The 18336-nt window shown below is 54.0% G+C and carries 18 protein-coding genes and 1 pseudogene; 9 read left to right on the top strand and 10 right to left on the bottom strand.

The window, feature by feature from the left end; genetic code table 11:
- Nucleotides 1–2: 2 nt before the first annotated feature.
- Together EDC52_RS12290 and EDC52_RS12285 are read right to left on the bottom strand one after the other, a co-directional pair.
- The gene (locus tag EDC52_RS12290) at nt 3–431 is read right to left on the bottom strand and encodes an organic hydroperoxide resistance protein (protein WP_131865626.1); all 429 of its coding nucleotides are present in this window, start codon (nt 429–431) and stop codon (nt 3–5) included.
- A 150-nt stretch (nt 432–581) separates the two neighbouring features.
- On the bottom strand, nt 582–1049 hold the full coding sequence (locus EDC52_RS12285) for a MarR family winged helix-turn-helix transcriptional regulator (RefSeq protein ID WP_131865625.1): 468 nt from the start codon (nt 1047–1049) through the stop codon (nt 582–584).
- Nucleotides 1050–1144: 95 nt separating this feature from the next.
- Here EDC52_RS12285 and EDC52_RS12280 point away from each other — a divergent pair, with 95 nt between their 5' ends.
- Entirely contained in the window at nt 1145–1756 is a 612-nt protein-coding gene (locus EDC52_RS12280; RefSeq protein WP_131865624.1) for an HD domain-containing protein, read from the top strand.
- Between the two features lie 90 nt (nt 1757–1846).
- Complete coding sequence (locus EDC52_RS12275; protein WP_131865623.1) at nt 1847–3046, top strand: multidrug efflux MFS transporter; 1200 nt, start codon at nt 1847–1849, stop codon at nt 3044–3046.
- A gap of 358 nt (nt 3047–3404) precedes the next feature.
- On the opposite strand, the gene EDC52_RS12270 is transcribed toward EDC52_RS12275, so the two are convergent.
- Nucleotides 3405–4004, bottom strand: a complete 600-nt coding sequence (locus EDC52_RS12270) for a nitroreductase family protein (RefSeq protein WP_131865622.1) — start codon at nt 4002–4004, stop codon at nt 3405–3407.
- A gap of 190 nt (nt 4005–4194) precedes the next feature.
- On the opposite strand from EDC52_RS12270, the gene EDC52_RS12265 reads away from it, so the two are divergent.
- The 5 genes from EDC52_RS12265 to EDC52_RS12245 all read left to right on the top strand — a co-directional run bounded on the left by EDC52_RS12265 (nt 4195) and on the right by EDC52_RS12245 (nt 7808).
- Nucleotides 4195–4713 (top strand): cupin, encoded by a 519-nt coding sequence (locus EDC52_RS12265; RefSeq protein WP_131865621.1) that lies wholly within the window; start codon nt 4195–4197, stop codon nt 4711–4713.
- Nucleotides 4714–4904: 191 nt separating this feature from the next.
- Nucleotides 4905–5264 carry a VOC family protein gene (locus tag EDC52_RS12260; protein ID WP_131865620.1) on the top strand — a complete coding sequence of 120 codons (360 nt, stop codon included), beginning with the start codon at nt 4905–4907 and terminating at the stop codon, nt 5262–5264.
- A 210-nt stretch (nt 5265–5474) separates the two neighbouring features.
- Nucleotides 5475–6056: a DJ-1 family glyoxalase III gene (locus tag EDC52_RS12255; RefSeq protein WP_131865619.1), complete on the top strand. Its 582-nt coding sequence runs from the start codon at nt 5475–5477 to the stop codon at nt 6054–6056.
- A gap of 242 nt (nt 6057–6298) precedes the next feature.
- Nucleotides 6299–6853 (top strand): isochorismatase family protein, encoded by a 555-nt coding sequence (locus tag EDC52_RS12250; RefSeq protein WP_131865618.1) that lies wholly within the window; start codon nt 6299–6301, stop codon nt 6851–6853.
- A 61-nt stretch (nt 6854–6914) separates the two neighbouring features.
- On the top strand, nt 6915–7808 hold the full coding sequence (locus tag EDC52_RS12245) for a GlxA family transcriptional regulator (protein WP_230468036.1): 894 nt from the start codon (nt 6915–6917) through the stop codon (nt 7806–7808).
- 10 nt (nt 7809–7818) lie between these two features.
- Here EDC52_RS12245 and EDC52_RS12240 read toward each other — a convergent pair whose 3' ends face one another.
- The 3 genes and pseudogenes from EDC52_RS12240 to EDC52_RS12230 all read right to left on the bottom strand — a co-directional run bounded on the left by EDC52_RS12240 (nt 7819) and on the right by EDC52_RS12230 (nt 11465).
- Complete coding sequence (locus tag EDC52_RS12240) at nt 7819–8832, bottom strand: acyltransferase (RefSeq protein WP_131865616.1); 1014 nt, start codon at nt 8830–8832, stop codon at nt 7819–7821.
- 220 nt (nt 8833–9052) lie between these two features.
- A pseudogene (gene exaC / locus EDC52_RS12235) lies at nt 9053–10590 on the bottom strand (acetaldehyde dehydrogenase ExaC).
- A 275-nt stretch (nt 10591–10865) separates the two neighbouring features.
- Complete coding sequence (locus tag EDC52_RS12230; RefSeq protein WP_131865615.1) at nt 10866–11465, bottom strand: hypothetical protein; 600 nt, start codon at nt 11463–11465, stop codon at nt 10866–10868.
- A 178-nt stretch (nt 11466–11643) separates the two neighbouring features.
- Between EDC52_RS12230 and fdhD the strand changes: the two genes are divergently transcribed.
- Entirely contained in the window at nt 11644–12465 is an 822-nt protein-coding gene (gene fdhD, locus EDC52_RS12225; RefSeq protein ID WP_131865614.1) for a formate dehydrogenase accessory sulfurtransferase FdhD, read from the top strand.
- 128 nt (nt 12466–12593) lie between these two features.
- Nucleotides 12594–13214 carry a superoxide dismutase [Mn] gene (sodA, locus tag EDC52_RS12220; RefSeq protein ID WP_131865613.1) on the top strand — a complete coding sequence of 207 codons (621 nt, stop codon included), beginning with the start codon at nt 12594–12596 and terminating at the stop codon, nt 13212–13214.
- Nucleotides 13215–13348: 134 nt separating this feature from the next.
- Here the strand turns inward: sodA and EDC52_RS12215 are convergent, their stop codons facing one another.
- The 4 genes from EDC52_RS12215 to EDC52_RS12200 all read right to left on the bottom strand — a co-directional run bounded on the left by EDC52_RS12215 (nt 13349) and on the right by EDC52_RS12200 (nt 17859).
- Entirely contained in the window at nt 13349–13927 is a 579-nt protein-coding gene (locus tag EDC52_RS12215) for a hypothetical protein (RefSeq protein ID WP_131865612.1), read from the bottom strand.
- 164 nt (nt 13928–14091) lie between these two features.
- Entirely contained in the window at nt 14092–14640 is a 549-nt protein-coding gene (locus EDC52_RS12210) for an MltR family transcriptional regulator (protein WP_131865611.1), read from the bottom strand.
- Nucleotides 14641–14695: 55 nt separating this feature from the next.
- Nucleotides 14696–15844: a mannitol-1-phosphate 5-dehydrogenase gene (locus EDC52_RS12205; RefSeq protein WP_131865610.1), complete on the bottom strand. Its 1149-nt coding sequence runs from the start codon at nt 15842–15844 to the stop codon at nt 14696–14698.
- 92 nt (nt 15845–15936) lie between these two features.
- Nucleotides 15937–17859 carry a PTS mannitol transporter subunit IICBA gene (locus EDC52_RS12200; protein ID WP_131865609.1) on the bottom strand — a complete coding sequence of 641 codons (1923 nt, stop codon included), beginning with the start codon at nt 17857–17859 and terminating at the stop codon, nt 15937–15939.
- Nucleotides 17860–18336: the final 477 nt, after the last annotated feature.

Genomic DNA, 18336 nt, shown 5'->3' with positions numbered 1-18336 from the left:
TATCAGTTGATGATATTCAACGTCACATCGATATTATTGCGGGTCGCATTTGAATAAGGGCATACCACATGGGCCTTTTGCACCAAATCTTCTGCTACGCTACGATCGAGGCCGGGCAGATGAATATCGAGCTGAGCTTCAATACCAAAACCGGTAGGAATAGCGCCAATACCTACCGTTCCTTCAATAAAGGCGTCGGCCGGGATTTTTACTTTTTCCTGAGCAGCCACATGCTTTAGCGCGCCCAGGAAACACGCCGAGTAGCCCGCCGCAAACAGTTGCTCCGGGTTAGTCACTTCACCGCCAGCGCCGCCCATCTCTTTAGGTACGCCCAGTTTTACATCCAGTACGCCGTCGGAAGAGGTTGCACGACCGTCACGGCCGCCGGTGGCTTTAGCTTTGGCGCGGTAAACTACGTTTTCGATAGACATAGGCTGTTCCTTTATCAGTTAGTAGACTGTCATTATGGTGAACGAAGAGGTCCTCGCCCAGAAAAATATCGTATACGATTAAATCGCTCACTATTAAAATGGCTACACTGATTTAAGTGCAGTCATGATTAACAGGTTAATTCATTCCCATTAGGAACAGTGTGTCGCCAGGCGGCCTCGCAGCATTTCAAGCTGCCGCTTGAGTTCAGAGAGCTCATCCGCGCTGCAGGCAGTGGCGCAAAGCACGTCATTCGGGATAGAGAGCGCCGTTTGCTGCAGTCCGCGGCCCTCGGTGGTTAGGCGGATGATCACCTGCCGTTCATCCACCGTTGAACGGAACCTACCCAGCAGACCAGCGACTTCAAGTCGTTTTAACAGCGGTGTCAGCGTGGCCGAGTCCAGGAAGAGACGCTCGCCAATATCAGACACGGTGATTTCATCCCGCTCCCACAGCACCAGCATGACCAGATATTGCGGGTAGGTCAGGTTAAGCCTGGTCAATAGCGTACGGTAGACTTTATTCAGTGCCAGGTTGGCCGAATACAGGGCGAAGCAGAACTGCTGGTCCAGCAGCAACGGCGCAGAGTTGCCGGCTGAATGTTTGTTTTCACTGTTCATAGTGGACAGATTACATAGCGCACTACATAATAGCAAGTAGTTTCATTTTATCCGACCAACCCGACAACGTCACCGTCCCGAGAAGAGGGTAAGAAATGCATAGCCTTGAAAATCGAGCCAGACGTTTCGCCAGTCATGCTCATGCCAGCCGGGATCAACGCCGGAAGTATACCCTTGAGCCCTATATCATCCACCCGGCGGCGGTGGTTGAACGAGTACGCAGCGTTAGCCACAGCGAAGACATGCTGGCGGCAGCCTGGCTTCACGATACCGTCGAAGATACCGACGTCACGCTTAAGGATATCGATCAACGTTTTGGCCGGGCAGTTGCCGAATTGGTTGAGATGCTAACCACCCCGGCCACCCCTGCCGATTGCCCGCGCATTGAAAAAACCCGTGCGGCCCTGCTACATATGGCATGCGCATCCTCTCATGCCAAAACCATCAAACTGGCAGATATTATCGACAATACCTGTTCTATCATCACCTATGATGCTCAGTTTGCCCGTTACTATCTGGTCGAAAAAAAGCTGCAGATTGAAGTGCTGACCGAAGGCGACCCCCATTTATGGCGGCAGGCCAGAGACATCCTGGATGCAGGCCTGTTGACACTGCAGCAGGAGCCGCATCGCGTCAGCCAAGACTGGCTCAGCCGCCTGACGGCGGAGTACCGGGACGGCTATTCGCAACGGACGGCCAAAGGCTGAATGCGGTTTCGAGGGTTAGTTTGTGATCACCATATACTATTAGCGTGTTAACCTTATACCCTGAAGTTCGGTCACTGACGCATGCGAAAAATGGAAGCCTGGAAAGTCAATATCATCTCGGTATGGTTTGGGTGTTTTTTCACCGGTCTGGCGATGAGCCAAATCCTGCCGTTTTTACCGTTGTATGTAGAGCAGCTTGGCGTCAGGTCCCATGAAGCCCTGAGCGTCTGGTCGGGGTTGGTGTTCAGTGCGACCTTCCTGGTATCGGCGATAGCATCGCCGTTCTGGGGCAGTGTTGCCGATCGCAAGGGCCGCAAACTGATGCTGTTGCGGGCCTCGCTCGGCATGGCGGTGGTGATTGCACTGCAGGGCTTTGCCAGCAACGTCTACCAGCTGTTTTTCCTCAGAGCGCTGATGGGCCTTACCTCAGGCTATATTCCTAACGCCATGGCATTAGTGGCATCCCAAGTGCCGCGCGAGAAAAGCGGTTGGGCGCTGGGCACGCTTTCTACCGGCCAGGTTTCAGGCGTCATCATCGGCCCCCTGCTGGGGGGATTCATGGCGGATCATCTCGGTTTGCGGGTAGTATTCCTGGTAACGGCATCCCTGATGTTGGTCAGTTTCTTGATTACGCTGTTTTTAATTAAAGAGCGGCGGTTAGTGGTGCGCAAAGTCGACCAGCTCAAGGGCCGGGCAATCTTCGCTTCATTACCCTACCCGCGGCTTATCCTGACCCTGTTTATCACCACCATGATGATTCAGCTGACCAACAGTTCGATAAGCCCAATACTGACGCTGTTTATCAAAGATATTTCACCCGGCATCAACGACATTGCCTTTATCAGCGGCGCGATTGCCGCCGTGCCAGGCATATCGGCACTGCTGGCGGCACCGCGACTTGGCCGCCTGGGAGATCGCATCGGGACATCGCGCATTCTGCTGGCCGCCATGATGGTGATGATCGTGCTGTTTTCGTTTATGGCGCTGGTCAATACCCCGCTGCAGCTGGCCGTATTGCGCTTTCTGATGGGATTTGCCGAAGGCGCGCTAATGCCTGCGGTGCAGACACTGCTGGTCAAGCATTCGAGCGACAGGGTAACCGGCCGCATCTTCGGCTATAACCAATCATTCATGTATCTTGGCAATGTCGCGGGACCGCTTATAGGCTCAAGTGTATCGGCGGTCATGGGTTTTCGATGGGTATTTATCGTTACAGCCCTGCTGGTATTGGTCAATACACTACAGCTTTGGTCTGGTTTTCGTAAAATCAGGCAGTCTGCCTCATCCTGAGGCTGCATTATCTGCCTCGTCAGGACCTCATTTCACCCGACAGCGTTTAAATCCACGGATAACGCCCACCCATCTGTACCATCATGATGCCGGCACAGATAGCGATAAAAAACAGGAATACAATCAACATTCTGGTCATAGTTACTCTCCTTATTCGTCACAGACGCTCATACGCAGTCATTTGCCAGCGCATTATGCTATTGCCACGCTGCCAGAGCCATTAAAACTTGCGATTGAGTGTTTTTTAGCCAGCCCAGTGATTAACTGTAGCCTGTTATGAAGCGAATACGAGTGTTAGCCGGCCAATCAAATCAACATCCCTGTCGATCTCTGCCAGCATGGAGTCTATATTACTGATTTATTTGAAAATACGGAAACGCTGTTCATCGGAGATATAGGTCTTTTCCCCGGCCGGTTTCTCAATGGAACCAAAAGGCAGCTGGGCACGCAGTTTCCAGCTGTCAGGCAACTGCCAGGTCTGTTTCACTTCATCATCAATGATCGGATTATAGTGCTGTAGGCTAGCGCCGATGCGTTCCTGGGCCAGAGCCGACCATACCGAAAATTGAGCGATACCGGTCGAATGTTCCGACCAGATAGGGAAGTTATCGGCATAAGCCGCAAACTGTTTCTGCAGTTCGTCTACCACCTTGGTATCTTCGAAAAACAGTACGGTGCCGACGCCGGCGGCAAAAGAGGCTAGCTTGGCTTCAGTGGTGCCGAAGGCTTCCGCCGGCACAATTTTCCTCAGGGTTTCTTTAACGATATCCCATAATTTTTCGCTTTGCTGTCCAAACAGCACAACGACCCGGGAGGTTTGGGAATTGAAGGACGACGGGCTTTGCTTGACAGCTTCTTTTACCAATTGAACAATTTCATCTTCAGCTAGCGTCACATTCTTGCCGATAGCATAAATTGAACGGCGGGCCTTGATGGTATCGAGAAAAGCGTTACTCATGACAAAACTCCTGTTAACTAAAATGAGTCACACGGCAGTGAGCCGCAGATTGACCGTCGGTGGTTAGCTTATGCCTGATCGGAGGGGTATGTAAATCGATGCGCCATCGTATAATGTTGACTATGCTGTTATTAATTATTGCTATAGATGACATAACCGGCGTGTTATATCGCCCATCAGGGAGAAGACCATGAAAGTTGAAACCCTTTTGCTGAACGATGCCGATGGCGGCGTTCCCAATAGCCCTCTGCCGCTGGTGATTTATCGGCGGGTGCTGCCCGCGGCTACCACCGATGCCGCAGCCTGGTTTGAGCGGCATTTTGCCGAAAACGACTGGCCGGCCCAGTGGCGCTTCGGCATCTATCCCTATACCCATTTCCACAGCGATGCCCATGAACTGCTGGGCGTATTTGCCGGCCAGGCCAAGATCCAGTTCGGCGGAGAAAACGGCCCGGTCATTGAAATTGCTTACGGGGATGCGGTGCTGATCCCGGCAGGCGTCGGTCACAAGGCCATCGATAACAGTCGCGATTTCGAGGCGGTCGGCGCCTATCCGCCCGGTGTCAGCGCAGACCTGTGTCGTGATGAACCAGAGAAACTACACCAGCGGCAGCAGCGTCTGGCCAAGGTGTCGGTGCCTGCACATGATCCGATAACCGGTGACCATGGAGGGATTACCACCCTCTGGCATAATCCCCGTCAGGCTTGACCCTGCCCGCTTGCCACCCGGCTGATAAGGCTCAGTTCGAATTAACGCGCTGTATTAACGGCCGGTAAATCCACATCGGGCTATACTTTTCTCTCTGGGCGTTTTGCCGGAACTTCATTCCAAGAGTATGCCTGGCCCACACAATGGCCATCGTCCATACTCAAGTCCTCTATCTGTACGGGAGAATAAAGATGAAAGAAATCGGCGCCAATGGTCAGGTCGATTACGTTGAGTTCAACGTCACCGATATAGAACGATCCAAGCAGTTTTACGGCGACGTGTTCGGCTGGGTGTTCACCGACTACGGACCCACCTACAGTGAATTTTTCGACGGTCGCATCACCGGCGGCTTTTCCTCTACCGAGCCGGTAACGCCGGGCGGCGGACCGCTGGTCATTTTCTATGCCAGCCATCTTCATGAAACGCAGAAGAAACTGGAAGCCGCCGGGGCCGAGATAGTAAAGCCCATTTTCGCCTTCCCCGGCGGTCAGCGCTTTCATTTCAAGGATCCGGACGGCTATATTCTCGGCGTCTGGACGGAAGACGACTGATTCGGTTTTCTACCCCTGCTGCCTGTAGGCGGTGCCACACCGGTCACCAGGCAGCCCTCCACAGCAGATTCCCGCCGGGCCTTTCGAGGCTCTTTTTTGCGCTGAGGCAATGAAAACGCCGATCATCTCTTAAAAATGAAACGACGTTCTATTTATTTCAATTTCCTATGCTACCCTGTCAGCATCTTATGGGTATTCAGCGGAGGAAATATGTCCAAAAAAGTCGCTGTGTTACTGGCGAAGGGATTTGAGGAAGCGGAAGCCATCATCGTCATTGATGTGCTGCGCCGTCTTGATATAGAGGTGGAAATGCTGTCCTGCCAGGATCGGCTGGAACTGGTAAGCTATCACCAGATAAGGATGTTTGGCGACGACCTGCTGGAACGAAAACTGGATGAACTGTATGACGCGGTAGTCCTGCCCGGCGGCCCGCAAGGTTCGGTAAATCTGGCGGCCAATCCCATGGTGGCGGAGTTTATCCGACGGCATGACGAGGCGGGTAAGCTGATTTGCCCGATTTGTTCCGCCGCCGCCAGAGTGCTGGGCGGCAATGACCTGCTTAAGGGACGTCGCTACGTCTGCTCCGGCGACCTGCATGAGACAGTATCTGACGGCCAATACGTGGATGCCAAAGTGGTGGAAGATGGCAACCTGCTCAGCGGTAAGGGGCTGGGCGTCGCTTTTGATTTCGCCTTTACCCTGGCCTGGCGCCTGAGCGGGAATAGCCAGAAAACCGACGATCAGGTTGAGCATATCTATTACGATTACTGGCGCACCCACACCGCGCCATAAGTCTTGCGGCCGGGCTTGACAGTTGCCCTCGATATGCAGTTAACGCTGCCTGCAAGCCTGCCGCGCTCGCCTGCCGGGTGTCGCAGTTACCCGGCAGGAATCCCACCGATAGCCTGCCGGCCATCTGGCTAATGACACTCCACATCGGGTCCGTCCCGCGCACTATGATGTCCGTTTTTGGCATGTCCTATTTCCCGCTCCTTGTGCATGATGGTGCTATACCATCAATTAGGAGTCCGAAAATGACATGCAGCGCATTACTGATCATTGATGTACAGCACTCTTTCCTGCACCAGCCGTTCTGGGATGAAGCCGAGGTACCGGCATTCCAGACCGCATTGTTGTCGCTGATAGAACAATGCCGCCAGCGTGAAGTGCTGCTTATCGATGTATTTCACATCGGCAAAGCATGGCCCTTCACCCGCGACTCAGGATTAATCGAACGCTTACCCTTTCTGACCCACCAGCCGGCGGCGACTTTTTACAAACATGTGCATAATGCCCTGACCGATTCCGGCCTCGAGGAATGGCTGCGCCAGAAGCAGGTTGACCATCTGATCATCGCCGGCATGCGTACCGAGCAGTGCTGTGAAACCACCGCCAGAGTGGCGTCCGATCTGGGGTTCAGCGTGACTTTCGTCACCCCCGCCACGCTGACTTTCCCTATGACCCATGGCGGTATTACTCTTGATAGCACCGAACTCAAACATCGCACCGAGACGGTATTGATTGACCGTTTTGCCCGGATAAGTGATGTTGAAGGCTGCATCCAGAGTCTGGATGCCACTGACGCCTGATTGCCCCTGCCTGCCGGCCAGGGATAAGGAGAATAACACCGTGCGTGATGTCTGGTTTTTAATGTTGCCTGATACCGTGCTGCTGGATGTGACCGGGCCGGCGGAAGTGCTGAAGCAGTCCGGGGCCTTCAGGCTGCATTATATCGGGCCTGAGGCCCAGGTAATAACGTCTGCCGGACTCAGCGTCAATCACATCTCCCCGCTACCGCCGAGCCTGCCGGACAGCAGCATTCTGATCATTCCAGGCGTCATCAACTCTGATCGAACCTTGTCCTCTTTGGCGTCACGGATTGCCGGGCATTGGCTGCAGGGCCTGCAACAGCCCATCCGCGAGGGTCGCTGGCAACTGGTCTGCGTCTGCTCAGGCGCATTATTGGCGGCCCAGGCCGGTCTGCTGGATGGCTATCAGTGCACTACCCATCACAGCATTATTGAGCGGCTGCGCCGGCAGGCGCCTCTCGCTCAGGTAAAGGACAATCGGATATTTGTCGAGGATCGCGGCATTTACACCAGTGCCGGCATTACCGCCGGCATCGATTTGGCGCTGTTCCTGGTGAGTGAGCAGGTAGGCCCGCGGCAAGCGATGATCGTCGCTCGGGAGATGGTGGTCTATTTTCGCCGTGGCCCGGAGGATCCGCAGCTCTCCCCCTGGCTGCGCTACCGCAATCATCTTCATCCGGCCATTCATCGCGCCCAGGATATTCTGTCCCGCGAGCCAGAGGCCAATTGGTCACTGGATCAGTTGGCCGGGCGAGTCTATCTGAGCAGTCGTCACCTGGCGCGGATTTTTCGCGAGCATCTGGGTATCAGCGTGCGGGAATATCATGAGCAACTGCGGGTCGCTATTGCCCGGCAGCGGCTACAAGAGGGACTGGGCATCGAAAAATCAGCGTTGGCGGCAGGGTTTTCCTCCGCCCGCCAACTGCGCCGCGCCCAATCACGCCAGCAGGAGTAATCCACAGCGGCTAACTGACCAGGCGCCGCCGGTCGATCCTGGCTACAGCGATGGCCAGCAACAGACTGACCAGCAGGGTCAGGCTGAATATATAGACAATATCCAGCGCCGGCAGTGATTTGATATCAAGACCATGAGTGCGCAAGTAGTGGATGATGAAGGCATGAAAACCATAAATTGCCAGTGAATGCCTTGATATCAGTTGAAGAATCACCGGCACCCGCCGATTGAAAGCTGTCTTGAACAGCACCAGCAGGCTGATGGCGCCAATAAAAACCAGCGGGCCGCAATAATCATAATAGGTATCGGCAAAATCACCGTTGATGGCCATTTGCCGCTTGGTGCCTAAAGCAATCAGCAACGCGCAAAGGGCAAACGCCGCAGCGGCCAGCAGCGGCGTGCGTCTGGCGCGGCTGAATGCCAGCAGACCCATTGCTCGACCGAGCAGGGCATATAACACGTAATAGAACGTATCGCCGTTAAGATAAAGATTAGCCGGCAGTAGGCTGAAATGACCGACTGAAACAGCGGGGGTATTGGGATTGGCAATGACCGCCAGCAGTATAACCAATAACGCGATATGTCCTGCTGGCACCGGGTTGACGCGGATATAGGGCGACAGCAGATACACCATGGTAATGGCATAGAAAAACCACAGGTGGTAAAACACCGGCTTCTGTAATGCGCCTTCCAGCCCTTGCAGCGCATTGATAGGCGTCAGAGTGGACATGTAAGTCAGGCCGATCACGCTGTAAAACAGCAGGCACAGGGCGATACGCAGATAATGCTTCCCCCTGGCCTGCCGCTCGCCAAAAAACAGATAACCGGAAATCATGAAAAATACCGGCACGGCAACCCGGGAAGCGGAATTAAGTGTATTGGCCAGGATCCAGTAGTGCTCACCGACCCCAAGCCCCTGGGTCACATAATAGGAGGTAGTATGGATCATAATCACCATCAGGCAGGCTACTGCCCGCAGATTATCGATCCAGGCTATCTTTTCATCCTGCTGTTTTTCAGACATCCCTTCCCCGCTGACCCGCTGATCAATTTTTACTTTCCACTCATAAAATAGTCGTAAAAAGTCATAGCATCATAATCATTATTGAAAAACGGTCAGAAAAGACTGAAAAGCCGTCGTCAGGCTACCGGTTTCCCGGTGCAGGCTGCTCAATCGGCCGATATGGCAGGCCGCATGGCGATAGACCGGACCGCCATGCGGGCAAGCGGGCAACCCGCCAGGGTTAAAACAGGCCCAGCGGTTGGTCTGAGTAACTGACCAGCAGGCACTTGGTCTGCTGATAATGCTCCAGCATCATTTTGTGGTTTTCCCGACCGATACCGGACTGCTTATAGCCGCCAAAGGCCGCATGCGCCGGATAGGCGTGGTAACAATTGGTCCACACCCTGCCGGCTTGAATACCGCGCCCCATTTTATAAGCGATATTACCGTCGCGGCTCCAGACCCCGGCACCCAGACCGTAATCGCTGTCATTGGCCAGCTCCAGTGCTTCCTCCATGTCCTTGAAGGTAGTGACGGCCAGTACCGGGCCGAAAATTTCCTCCTGAAAAACCCGCATGCTGTTTTTGCCCAGCAGAATGGTCGGCTCCAGGTAATAGCCGCCGGCGAGGTCGTCGGCCAGGGCCTTGCGCTTGCCCCCGGTCAGGATCTCCGCTCCCTCTTTTTTACCGATATCGATGTAGTTGAGGATGGTATCCAGCTGGCCTGAAGACACTTGAGCCCCCATCTGGGTGTGCGTATCCAGCGGATTACCGGTGCGTATTGATTCAATGCGCTTGATAGCTCGCTCCATAAAACGTTCGTAAATCGACTCCTGTACCAGCGCACGGCTAGGGCAGGTGCACACTTCTCCCTGGTTAAAGGCGAACAGGGCAAACCCCTCCAGGGCCTTATCAAAAAAGGCATCCTCTTTTTCCATGACATCAGCGAAAAAGATGTTAGGCGATTTACCGCCCAGTTCCAGCGTCACCGGCACCACATTACGCGACGCATAATTCATGATTTGCTGGCCCACTTCCGTGGACCCGGTAAAAGCCACTTTTGCGATCCTTTTTGAGGTCGCCAGATATTCACCGATTTCGCTGCCTGAGCCATTGACCACATTGACTACGCCCGGCGGCAATAGATCCTGCACCAGCTCCATGAGCACCATCACCGACAGCGGCGTCAGTTTGGCCGGCTTAAGCACGATGCAATTGCCGGCAGCCAGTGCTGGGGCCATTTTCCAGCAGGCCATCAGCAACGGGAAATTCCAGGGAATGATTTGCGCCACCACCCCCAGCGGTTCATGAAAGTGATAAGCCACCGTCTGGCTGTCGATTTCGCTGATGCCGCCTTCCTGAGCACGAATACAGGCGGCAAAATAGCGGAAATGGTCGATAGCCAGCGGCACGTCGGCCCCGCTGGTTTCGCGAATCGGTTTGCCGTTATCCCAGGTTTCGACCGCTGCCAGCAACTGACTATTCTGCTCCATACGATCGGCCAGCCGATTGAGTATGGCGGCCCGTTGCTGGGCTGACATGCGCCCCATTCTCCTTTGGCCTTATGCGCCGCATCCAGGGCCAAATCGATATCGTCCGCAGCAGAACTGGCGATTTCGCACAGCGGTTTGCCGGTCACCGGCGTCAGGTTGACGTAGTAATCGCCTTTTACCGGCGCTACCCATTCACCGCCGATAAAATTGTCATAACGTGATTTCAATTCGAAAGGATAACCATACTCGCCGGGAACTAATCGGCCTGCAGTTGAATCGAGGTCCATGGCTGTCTCCTATACACAATTTGCGCAATGAAGCTTACCTGGCAAGATGAGGACGCTGCCGCTTGTCGTCGGGCGCCCCGCACGGTACCGAGATGTATTGGTGCAAAGTAACGGTAGGCAAAACTGAGAGCAGCCGGAGGGATGAAAGGAAAGTTGTGACCGGGTTTTCGATAAATCTCACATATTCATTTATTTTGTTTCAAGGGTATTCAACGATTATGCTGCATATACCCGCAACCAGCCGACAAAAACCGGTTGCGGGCCGTGGCAGAACCTCAGTGAAATGCCAGACTCTCCAGCACAAATTTAACCAGCGCCGCATGGCCGGTTTTATCCGCAGCCGGACTCAGCACTTGCAATGTGACGACATTGGCTTGATAAGGGGTGACAAGCGTAGTGCCGCTCATCAGCTTGTCCTGCACCGTCTGGCGGGTATCAAGCCGCAGCAGTTGTTGCCCGCCAGCGCTAATCCGGGTCTGGCCGGTCTTTTTGACGTCTTTGTACTGGGTCTTCAGGCCGGACAATATCCCCTGGGCCATTTTATTGAATGCCGCCTCGCTATTATCGTTGGCGTCGCCATCTGCGGTCGGTACTTCGCTGATACCGACCACTTGCTGACGCTGCCGATCCGCCAGCAGCTGGATTTTAACGCCGGTATTCTGGCTGGCAGCCTCTTCCCTGGTCTGGTTGACGAACTCAGCAGGCACCCGCAAGGTAATTTTACCTGCCATCACCGACACATCGATAGCGCCGGCGGCAGCGGCGGGACTGGCTGAGGCAACCATGGTTGCGCTCTCGGCCTGTGCCGTACCGCTGAATGCCGCCATCCCGGCCAGCAGCGAAAATGTGACGATCCGGAAATATCCCATGGTCATGACAGCAAAGTCCTTATAGGCAACTACTGATTGTGTATTAAACCTAGCAAGCAGAATGATAAACCGCAACCGACTGAAACAAGCTTCCTGCTTCAATCGATGGACGATAACTTTGCATCCTTCGGCAGGGGGGAGAATAATGCGCCTATCCACCTGATAAGCCCAGATGATAATCGACATGTCCAAATTTCTTTCGCCGGCACCGGCCACGCCGCCAGGCGCTAAACAATATGACGTTCACCAGCGCGGATCGCTTGGCCAGGCGGCGCCGGACTGGATCGCCGAAGAAGTACCGATAGCGTTGGTTTACAACGGCATATCCCATGTGGTGATGATGGCATCCCCTAAAGAGCTGGAGGCCTTTGCGCTTGGATTTTCCCTTTCCGAAGGCATCATTGAAAAGCCGGCCGATATTTTTGGTATGGATGTTATTCCTTCCTGTAATGGCATTGAAGTCCACATTGAATTATCCAGCCGCCAATTCATGTCACTCAAAGCCCGACGGCGCGCCATGGCTGGTCGGACCGGATGCGGCGTATGCGGTGTAGAGCAGCTCGATGAAATCGCCAAACCAGTGCCGCAACTGCCTTTCACCCAGACCTGGCCGCTGCACCGGCTGGATCAGGCGCTGTCACAGTTGAAAAGCGTTCAGCCGGTGGGTCAAATAACCGGCTGTACCCATGCGGCAGCCTGGATTACGGCTGAAGGCGAGCTTACCCTGGGCTGTGAAGATGTGGGTCGCCATGTGGCGCTGGATAAACTGCTCGGCCTGCGCGCCTACGCCGAGCCATCGCCGGGGGCAGTGCTGGTATCAAGCCGCGCCAGCTATGAGATGGTGCAAAAGTCAGCCATGTGCGGCGTTGAAATCCTGTTTGCCGTGTCGGCGGCCACCGCGCTGGCAATAGACGTAGCCGAGAAATGTCGGTTAACCCTGGTGGGGTTCAGTAAACCGGGACGTGCCACGGTTTATACTCATCCAGAGCGGTTACTGGACAGGTAATGCTAAACATGTTCTTTTAAAAGGAATTATAAACGTTTTAATAAACGTTTAATTAACTATAATGATCAGATGGCTTACGCGGCACTAACATGCAGAATGTCGCTCAACTACGAATGGAGAAAATGACTATGAGCTTTACTCTACCTGCCCTGCCTTATGCTTATGACGCGCTGGAACCCCATTTTGACAAGGAAACGATGGAAATCCATCATACCAAACATCATCAGACCTACGTCAATAATGCCAATGCCGCCCTGGAAACACTGCCGGAATTCGCCAGTCTTTCCGCCGATGAGCTGATTCAAAAACTGGACCAAGTGCCGGCTGACAAAAAAACCGTGCTGCGTAACAACGCGGGCGGCCATGCCAACCACAGCCTGTTTTGGAAAGGCCTGAAGCTGGGCACCACCCTGCAGGGCGAACTGAAAGCCGCCATTGAACGTGACTTTGGCAGCGTCGACGCGTTCAAGGAAACCTTTGAGAAAGCGGCTGCAACCCGTTTTGGATCCGGCTGGGCATGGCTGGTGCAAAAAGACGGCAAGCTGGCGGTGGTTTCGACTGCTAACCAGGACAATCCGCTGATGGGTGAAGCCATTTCCGGTGCATCAGGCTACCCGATTCTCGGCCTGGACGTCTGGGAACATGCTTACTACCTGAAATTCCAGAACCGTCGTCCTGACTATATCAAGGCTTTCTGGAACGTGGTGAACTGGGACGAAGCGGCAGCCCGCTTCTCACAGGCTAAATAATTCCGTTATTTGCCACGGGCAAACCCATAATAAAGCCATCCTTCGGGATGGCTTTTTGTTATCAGCAACGCTATCGGCTGAGTGACATCTCTCGATGTTAACGGCGACCAAGCGCCCGCTGATACCGATGCTGACTAGCCGTGAGCATGGGTCGGACGACAGAACAGCCAGGCGGTGACCTTGGCCAGGACACGGCCGATGCGGGCAAACAAGCCAGGTTGTTTGCAGGATTTAGCCTCAACTTTGCCGGCATCCTGCCCTAGGTTTAAAAAGCGGCTGAGCTGACTCATGTCTGTTGAGTTATCAGCAATATCCAGCGAGGTCAGCAGCAGGGTCCTCTGAGCTTGAATATTATTTTTAGAGACGTAATTATCCACCTTTTCTCCTGCCAGTAGCACCGATGACGGTTCTGCCGCGGCCTTGCTGGCTGAGGCAAGTTTCACCCCGGCGGCACGCACATTGAGGGCCTGCTTAAGACTGGCGGCCAGTTGATCGGATGTTACCCAGGCGATCCTCCTCTGGACCGATGCAGAACCCAGAAGGTTGTTTTCATTGACCCGTTTGGTATGCTCGCCCGTCCCGGCAGGGAGATTGATATTAGCTGAATGGACCGATTTCACCTGGTTGATGAATAGCGGTTTGGGGCTGCATGGGGGAGGGGCCGGACGGTTCAGACCTGCATCAGTACTGCTGTTGCGCGAGATAACTGTCATGGTTCAGATCCTTAGTGGTTAAAGACCTGATTGTTGCCTCATTAGGGCGACTAAACTTTAAAAATTAGCTTATATTGATTATACTCCTAATTGTTTAATAAATAGTTATCCGACTTTCCCTGTCCACTACGCTGATGCTACGTGTTCAACGGCAATCAGACCGCTTACTTGAGCAGCAAATCATCGGTGAAGGCTTTTTTGGCGCTGATGCGCACCAGATATTCAGTGGTCGACAATACGACGGTGGAACGGACGATCTGCTGGTAACGCTGCTTTTGCATCAGCACCAGATCTTCGCTGGCGGCCGGGTCCAGCATCGTGGGCGGGGCAGGAAAACCGCTCAGGCAGTGTAATTCACCTAACGGCCCCAGGATCTCATCGTCGGTAAAATGGTACTCATTGGGGTTAGTTTGCAATTCCTCATGCAGCGCCAGCAGCAGTTCCGCATCTTCATATTCCTGGCGACTGATAACGCCCAGCGCATACACCAGCTTCAACCGGACCGACAGCTCGGCCAGCGGGCCGGCGCCGACCAGCAGCGGACCCACAGCATACTTGACTGCGTAATCATCCTTGCGAAACACTTGCAGCACCAGAATGTTGATCGCTTCCGTTAACAATTCGATGGCCGCAGCCACCAAGTCCCTGACCGTAGCGCCGGCGTTTAAGCATTCAAGCACCCGGGTTTCAAGCAGTTGTGTATTTTCCGTCATTGCTGGACACCATGTAAAAATCCGACCTCGGGCACTGCCCGGGCCGGACTTGATTTCACTGCATGGCGTTATACACGTTCACCACTTGCTCTACTACCTTGCTGTCTTCTTCCAAGCCAGACACCCGGGATAATGCAGCTCTAGGCCCAAATTCTTCCAGTAGTGCCGCCCATTCCTGGGCTTGAGGATCCTGCTCACTGTGATATTGCATAGCGGCGGCAATTCCTTTTACCAGATTAGCATGGCTGAGACCGTAATCCAGGCATCCCTGAAGCGGCTTTATCAAACGATCACCGGCGCCGAGCTTACGCAGCGGCTGACGACCGACCCGTTCAACGTCATCATGCAAATAGGGGTTCTCAAAGCGCTGCAGGATTTTATTGATATAAGCCGCATGCTTGACCGGTTCAAAACCATATCGGTTAATCAGTACCGCACCGCTCTCTTCCATCGCCCCTTTTACTACCTGGCGTATTGCCGGATCCAGGATCGCGTCCCGAATGGTTTTATGCCCGGCATACTGGCCCAGATAAGCCGTAATGGCATGACCGGTATTCAGAGTAAACAATTTACGCTCAACGAACGCCATCAGGTTATCGGTTAGTTCCATACCGGCAATCGACGGCGCCTGCCCGGCAAACTGGGTTTTATCGACAATCCACTCACTGAAGGTTTCAACCGTCACTTCCAGCGGGTCGTGGGTACCCGCCTCGGAAGGGGGGACGATACGGTCAACGGCAGAGTCCACAAAGCCCACCGATGCCTCAAGCCAGGTGTGATACTGTTCCGGCAGCGCCTTCAACACATGCTGCTTCAGCTGGCTGGTACCGCGTACCATATTTTCACAGGCGATGATATTCAGCGGTTGAGGGTTGCCCGCGTCATGACGACCCACCAGCCCTTGGGCGATACTCGGCGCGATACGCTCCAGTATTTGCGGGCCGACCGCAGTGGTCACCAGATCAACCTTGGCTATCAGGTGAATCACCTCGTCGCTGCCGCTGTGCACCGCGCTCACATTGCTGACGGTTTCAAAATGAGCCTGCTCCCCCACCACGTGCACCTGATACTGGTGACGAGCATTCAATGCGTCTAGCACCGTCTGATTCACATCGGCAAAAACAACCTCTGCACCGGCGTCAGCCAGGAGTTTACCGATAAAACCACGTCCGATATTACCTGCTCCGAAATGTAGTGCTTTCATAGAATCAACCTTGAATTTATCTAAGCAAAAGAGGGGCCGTTTTACGGCCCCTCTGTCAAACATGATTAACTGAATGGCAAAAGGGCACGGGGTCAGACCACTTTTTGCCCTTTCAGCAATGCCAGGACTTCATTAACATCGGTTGTGTGAGTCAATCGTTCAATGACCGCTTCATCATCAAGCGCATTGGTCAGGCTGGTTATCACATGGATATGCTCGTTGTTGCGGGCGGCGATACCAATAACCAAACGGGCAATATCATCAGCGTCTTCACCAAAGCGCACGCCGTCAGGATACTGGCAGAATACCACGCCGGTGCGTAACACCCGGTCTTTGGCTTCGATTGTACCATGAGGCACCGCAATGGATTCGCCCAGATAGGTAGAGGTGAGCTTCTCACGATCGAGCATCGCTTCGACATATTCAGGCTGCACATATCCGCCCGCCACCAGTTGCTCGCCGGCAAAGCGGATCGCCTGTTCTTTATGATCGGCTTTCAGCCCGAGGAAAATCGTGGCTGGCGTCAACTGGAACAGGTTCTGCTCGCTGGCTTCAAAGCTGTCGTCCAGCGCGGTCATGACTTTCTGCTGGGACTGGCCGCTTTTCTGAACCGCAACCAGTCGAGCGGTCAGGTCGGTATAAAGCTGGCTATCGAGGAAGTTGGTCAACGAGATATGCTGGGCATGGGGGGCATGACGCATGGCCCGCTCAGTCAGATCTCGGTGAGTGATGACCAAATCGACGTCGTCAGGCAGACTGTTAATGGCACAGTTGGTTACGCTGATATTTTTCAGTCCGGCTTCATTCACCTTTTTACGCAGTACACCTGCCCCCATGGCGCTGGAACCCATACCGGCATCACAGGCCACGATGATTTTGCGTACTGAACTCAGGTCACCGTTCAGACCGCTACGTACTGGTGTGGTCGTTCCTTTGGACTGCGCTTTCATGTCCTGTACGCGGCGCGAGGCTTCTTCCAGGCTGTCATCATCTTTGACTTTACTGCTTTTCAGCAGGATGGAGGAAACGATAAAGGAGACGACAAAAGCGGCGACAATGGCGGCCAGGTTGGCAAAATATGCCCCTTTGGGGGTCATGGCCAGTACCGCCAGGATTGAACCCGGGGAAGCCGGCGATACCAGACCACCGCCCAGCAGGCTCAGGGTGAATACGCCGGTCATACCACCGAGGATTACCGCAATCAGCAGACGCGGATTCATCAGCACGTACGGGAAGTATATTTCATGGATCCCGCCGAGAAAGTGGATAATGGCGGCGCCACCAGCGGATTGACGGGCATTGCCACGGCCAAACAGCATATAGGCCATCAAGACGCCCATGCCTGGACCTGGGTTGGCTTCAATCAGGAAGAAAATGGATTTGCCGGTTTCCGTCGCCTGCTGGATACCCAATGGCGAGAAAATACCGTGGTTGATGGCGTTATTCAGGAACAGGATTTTCGCCGGCTCAACAAAAATCGAGGTCAGCGGCAGCATGTTGTAGGTCACCATCAGGTTGACCCCGGCCGCCAGCGCTTTGGACAGGATCTCTACCAGCGGGCCTATCGCCAGGAACGCCAGGATAGCCAACAGCATGCCGAGGATACCGGCGGAGAAGTTGTTGACCAACATCTCAAAACCGCTTTTGATTTTGCCGTCGATCATCCGGTCAAAGCGCTTGATAACCCAGCCGCCCAGCGGACCGGCAATCATTGCGCCGAGGAACATCGGCATATCGGCACCGGCGATGACGCCCATGGTGGTAATGGCACCGACCACCCCGCCACGTTCCCCCCCCGCCATCCGGCCACCGGTATAACCGATGAGCAGCGGCAGCAGATAGGTGATCATCGGACCCACCAGTTTCGCCAACGTTTCGTTAGGCGTCCATCCGGTGGGGATGAACAGCGCGGTGATGATACCCCAGGCAATAAATGCACCGATATTCGGCATCACCATATTACTGAGGAAGCGGCCAAAGTTCTGGACCTTGACCTTGAAATCCGATGAAGACATAAATTACACCCCTAGTGGTCCGCGCCATTCATTAAGAGCGCGTGGAAGTTGTTGCTATAGTGTTGCCGAATTTGTTGGTAACGCCTCATTCAGCCGGACTCTACCACGCTCTTTCGGCGAGGCGTACTCATGGGTTCATCTGTGACAGGAGTCACGCGCTCCCCCCCTGGTTACCCCCTATCTCAGTGATATAAATCACAAAATAGCGGCAGAAAAAAACATTAACGCGGATTTTCATCGATCGGCAACTGAATAAATGTGATATAAATCACATTATGCCGAAGCATCTTTGTTCTTTAGTTGTGACAGTAGTCACAATTAATTTGCATGGCACAGTGGTATTGGTTAAACATCACTGTGCTGGCGGCTGCCTGACAATTTTCCCGGCATTTCATTGCAGGCGGATGAAAGACAGCGGCGGTGGGTGCTGTTAAGGCTGTCTTGGCGAGATCTGCAATTGAGCAAAGCAACAGCGCG

This window comes from Biostraticola tofi, assembly GCF_004343195.1.
In the GTDB taxonomy this organism is placed as follows: domain Bacteria; phylum Pseudomonadota; class Gammaproteobacteria; order Enterobacterales; family Enterobacteriaceae; genus Biostraticola; species Biostraticola tofi.
This window is presented reverse-complemented; position numbering and strand designations above follow the sequence as displayed.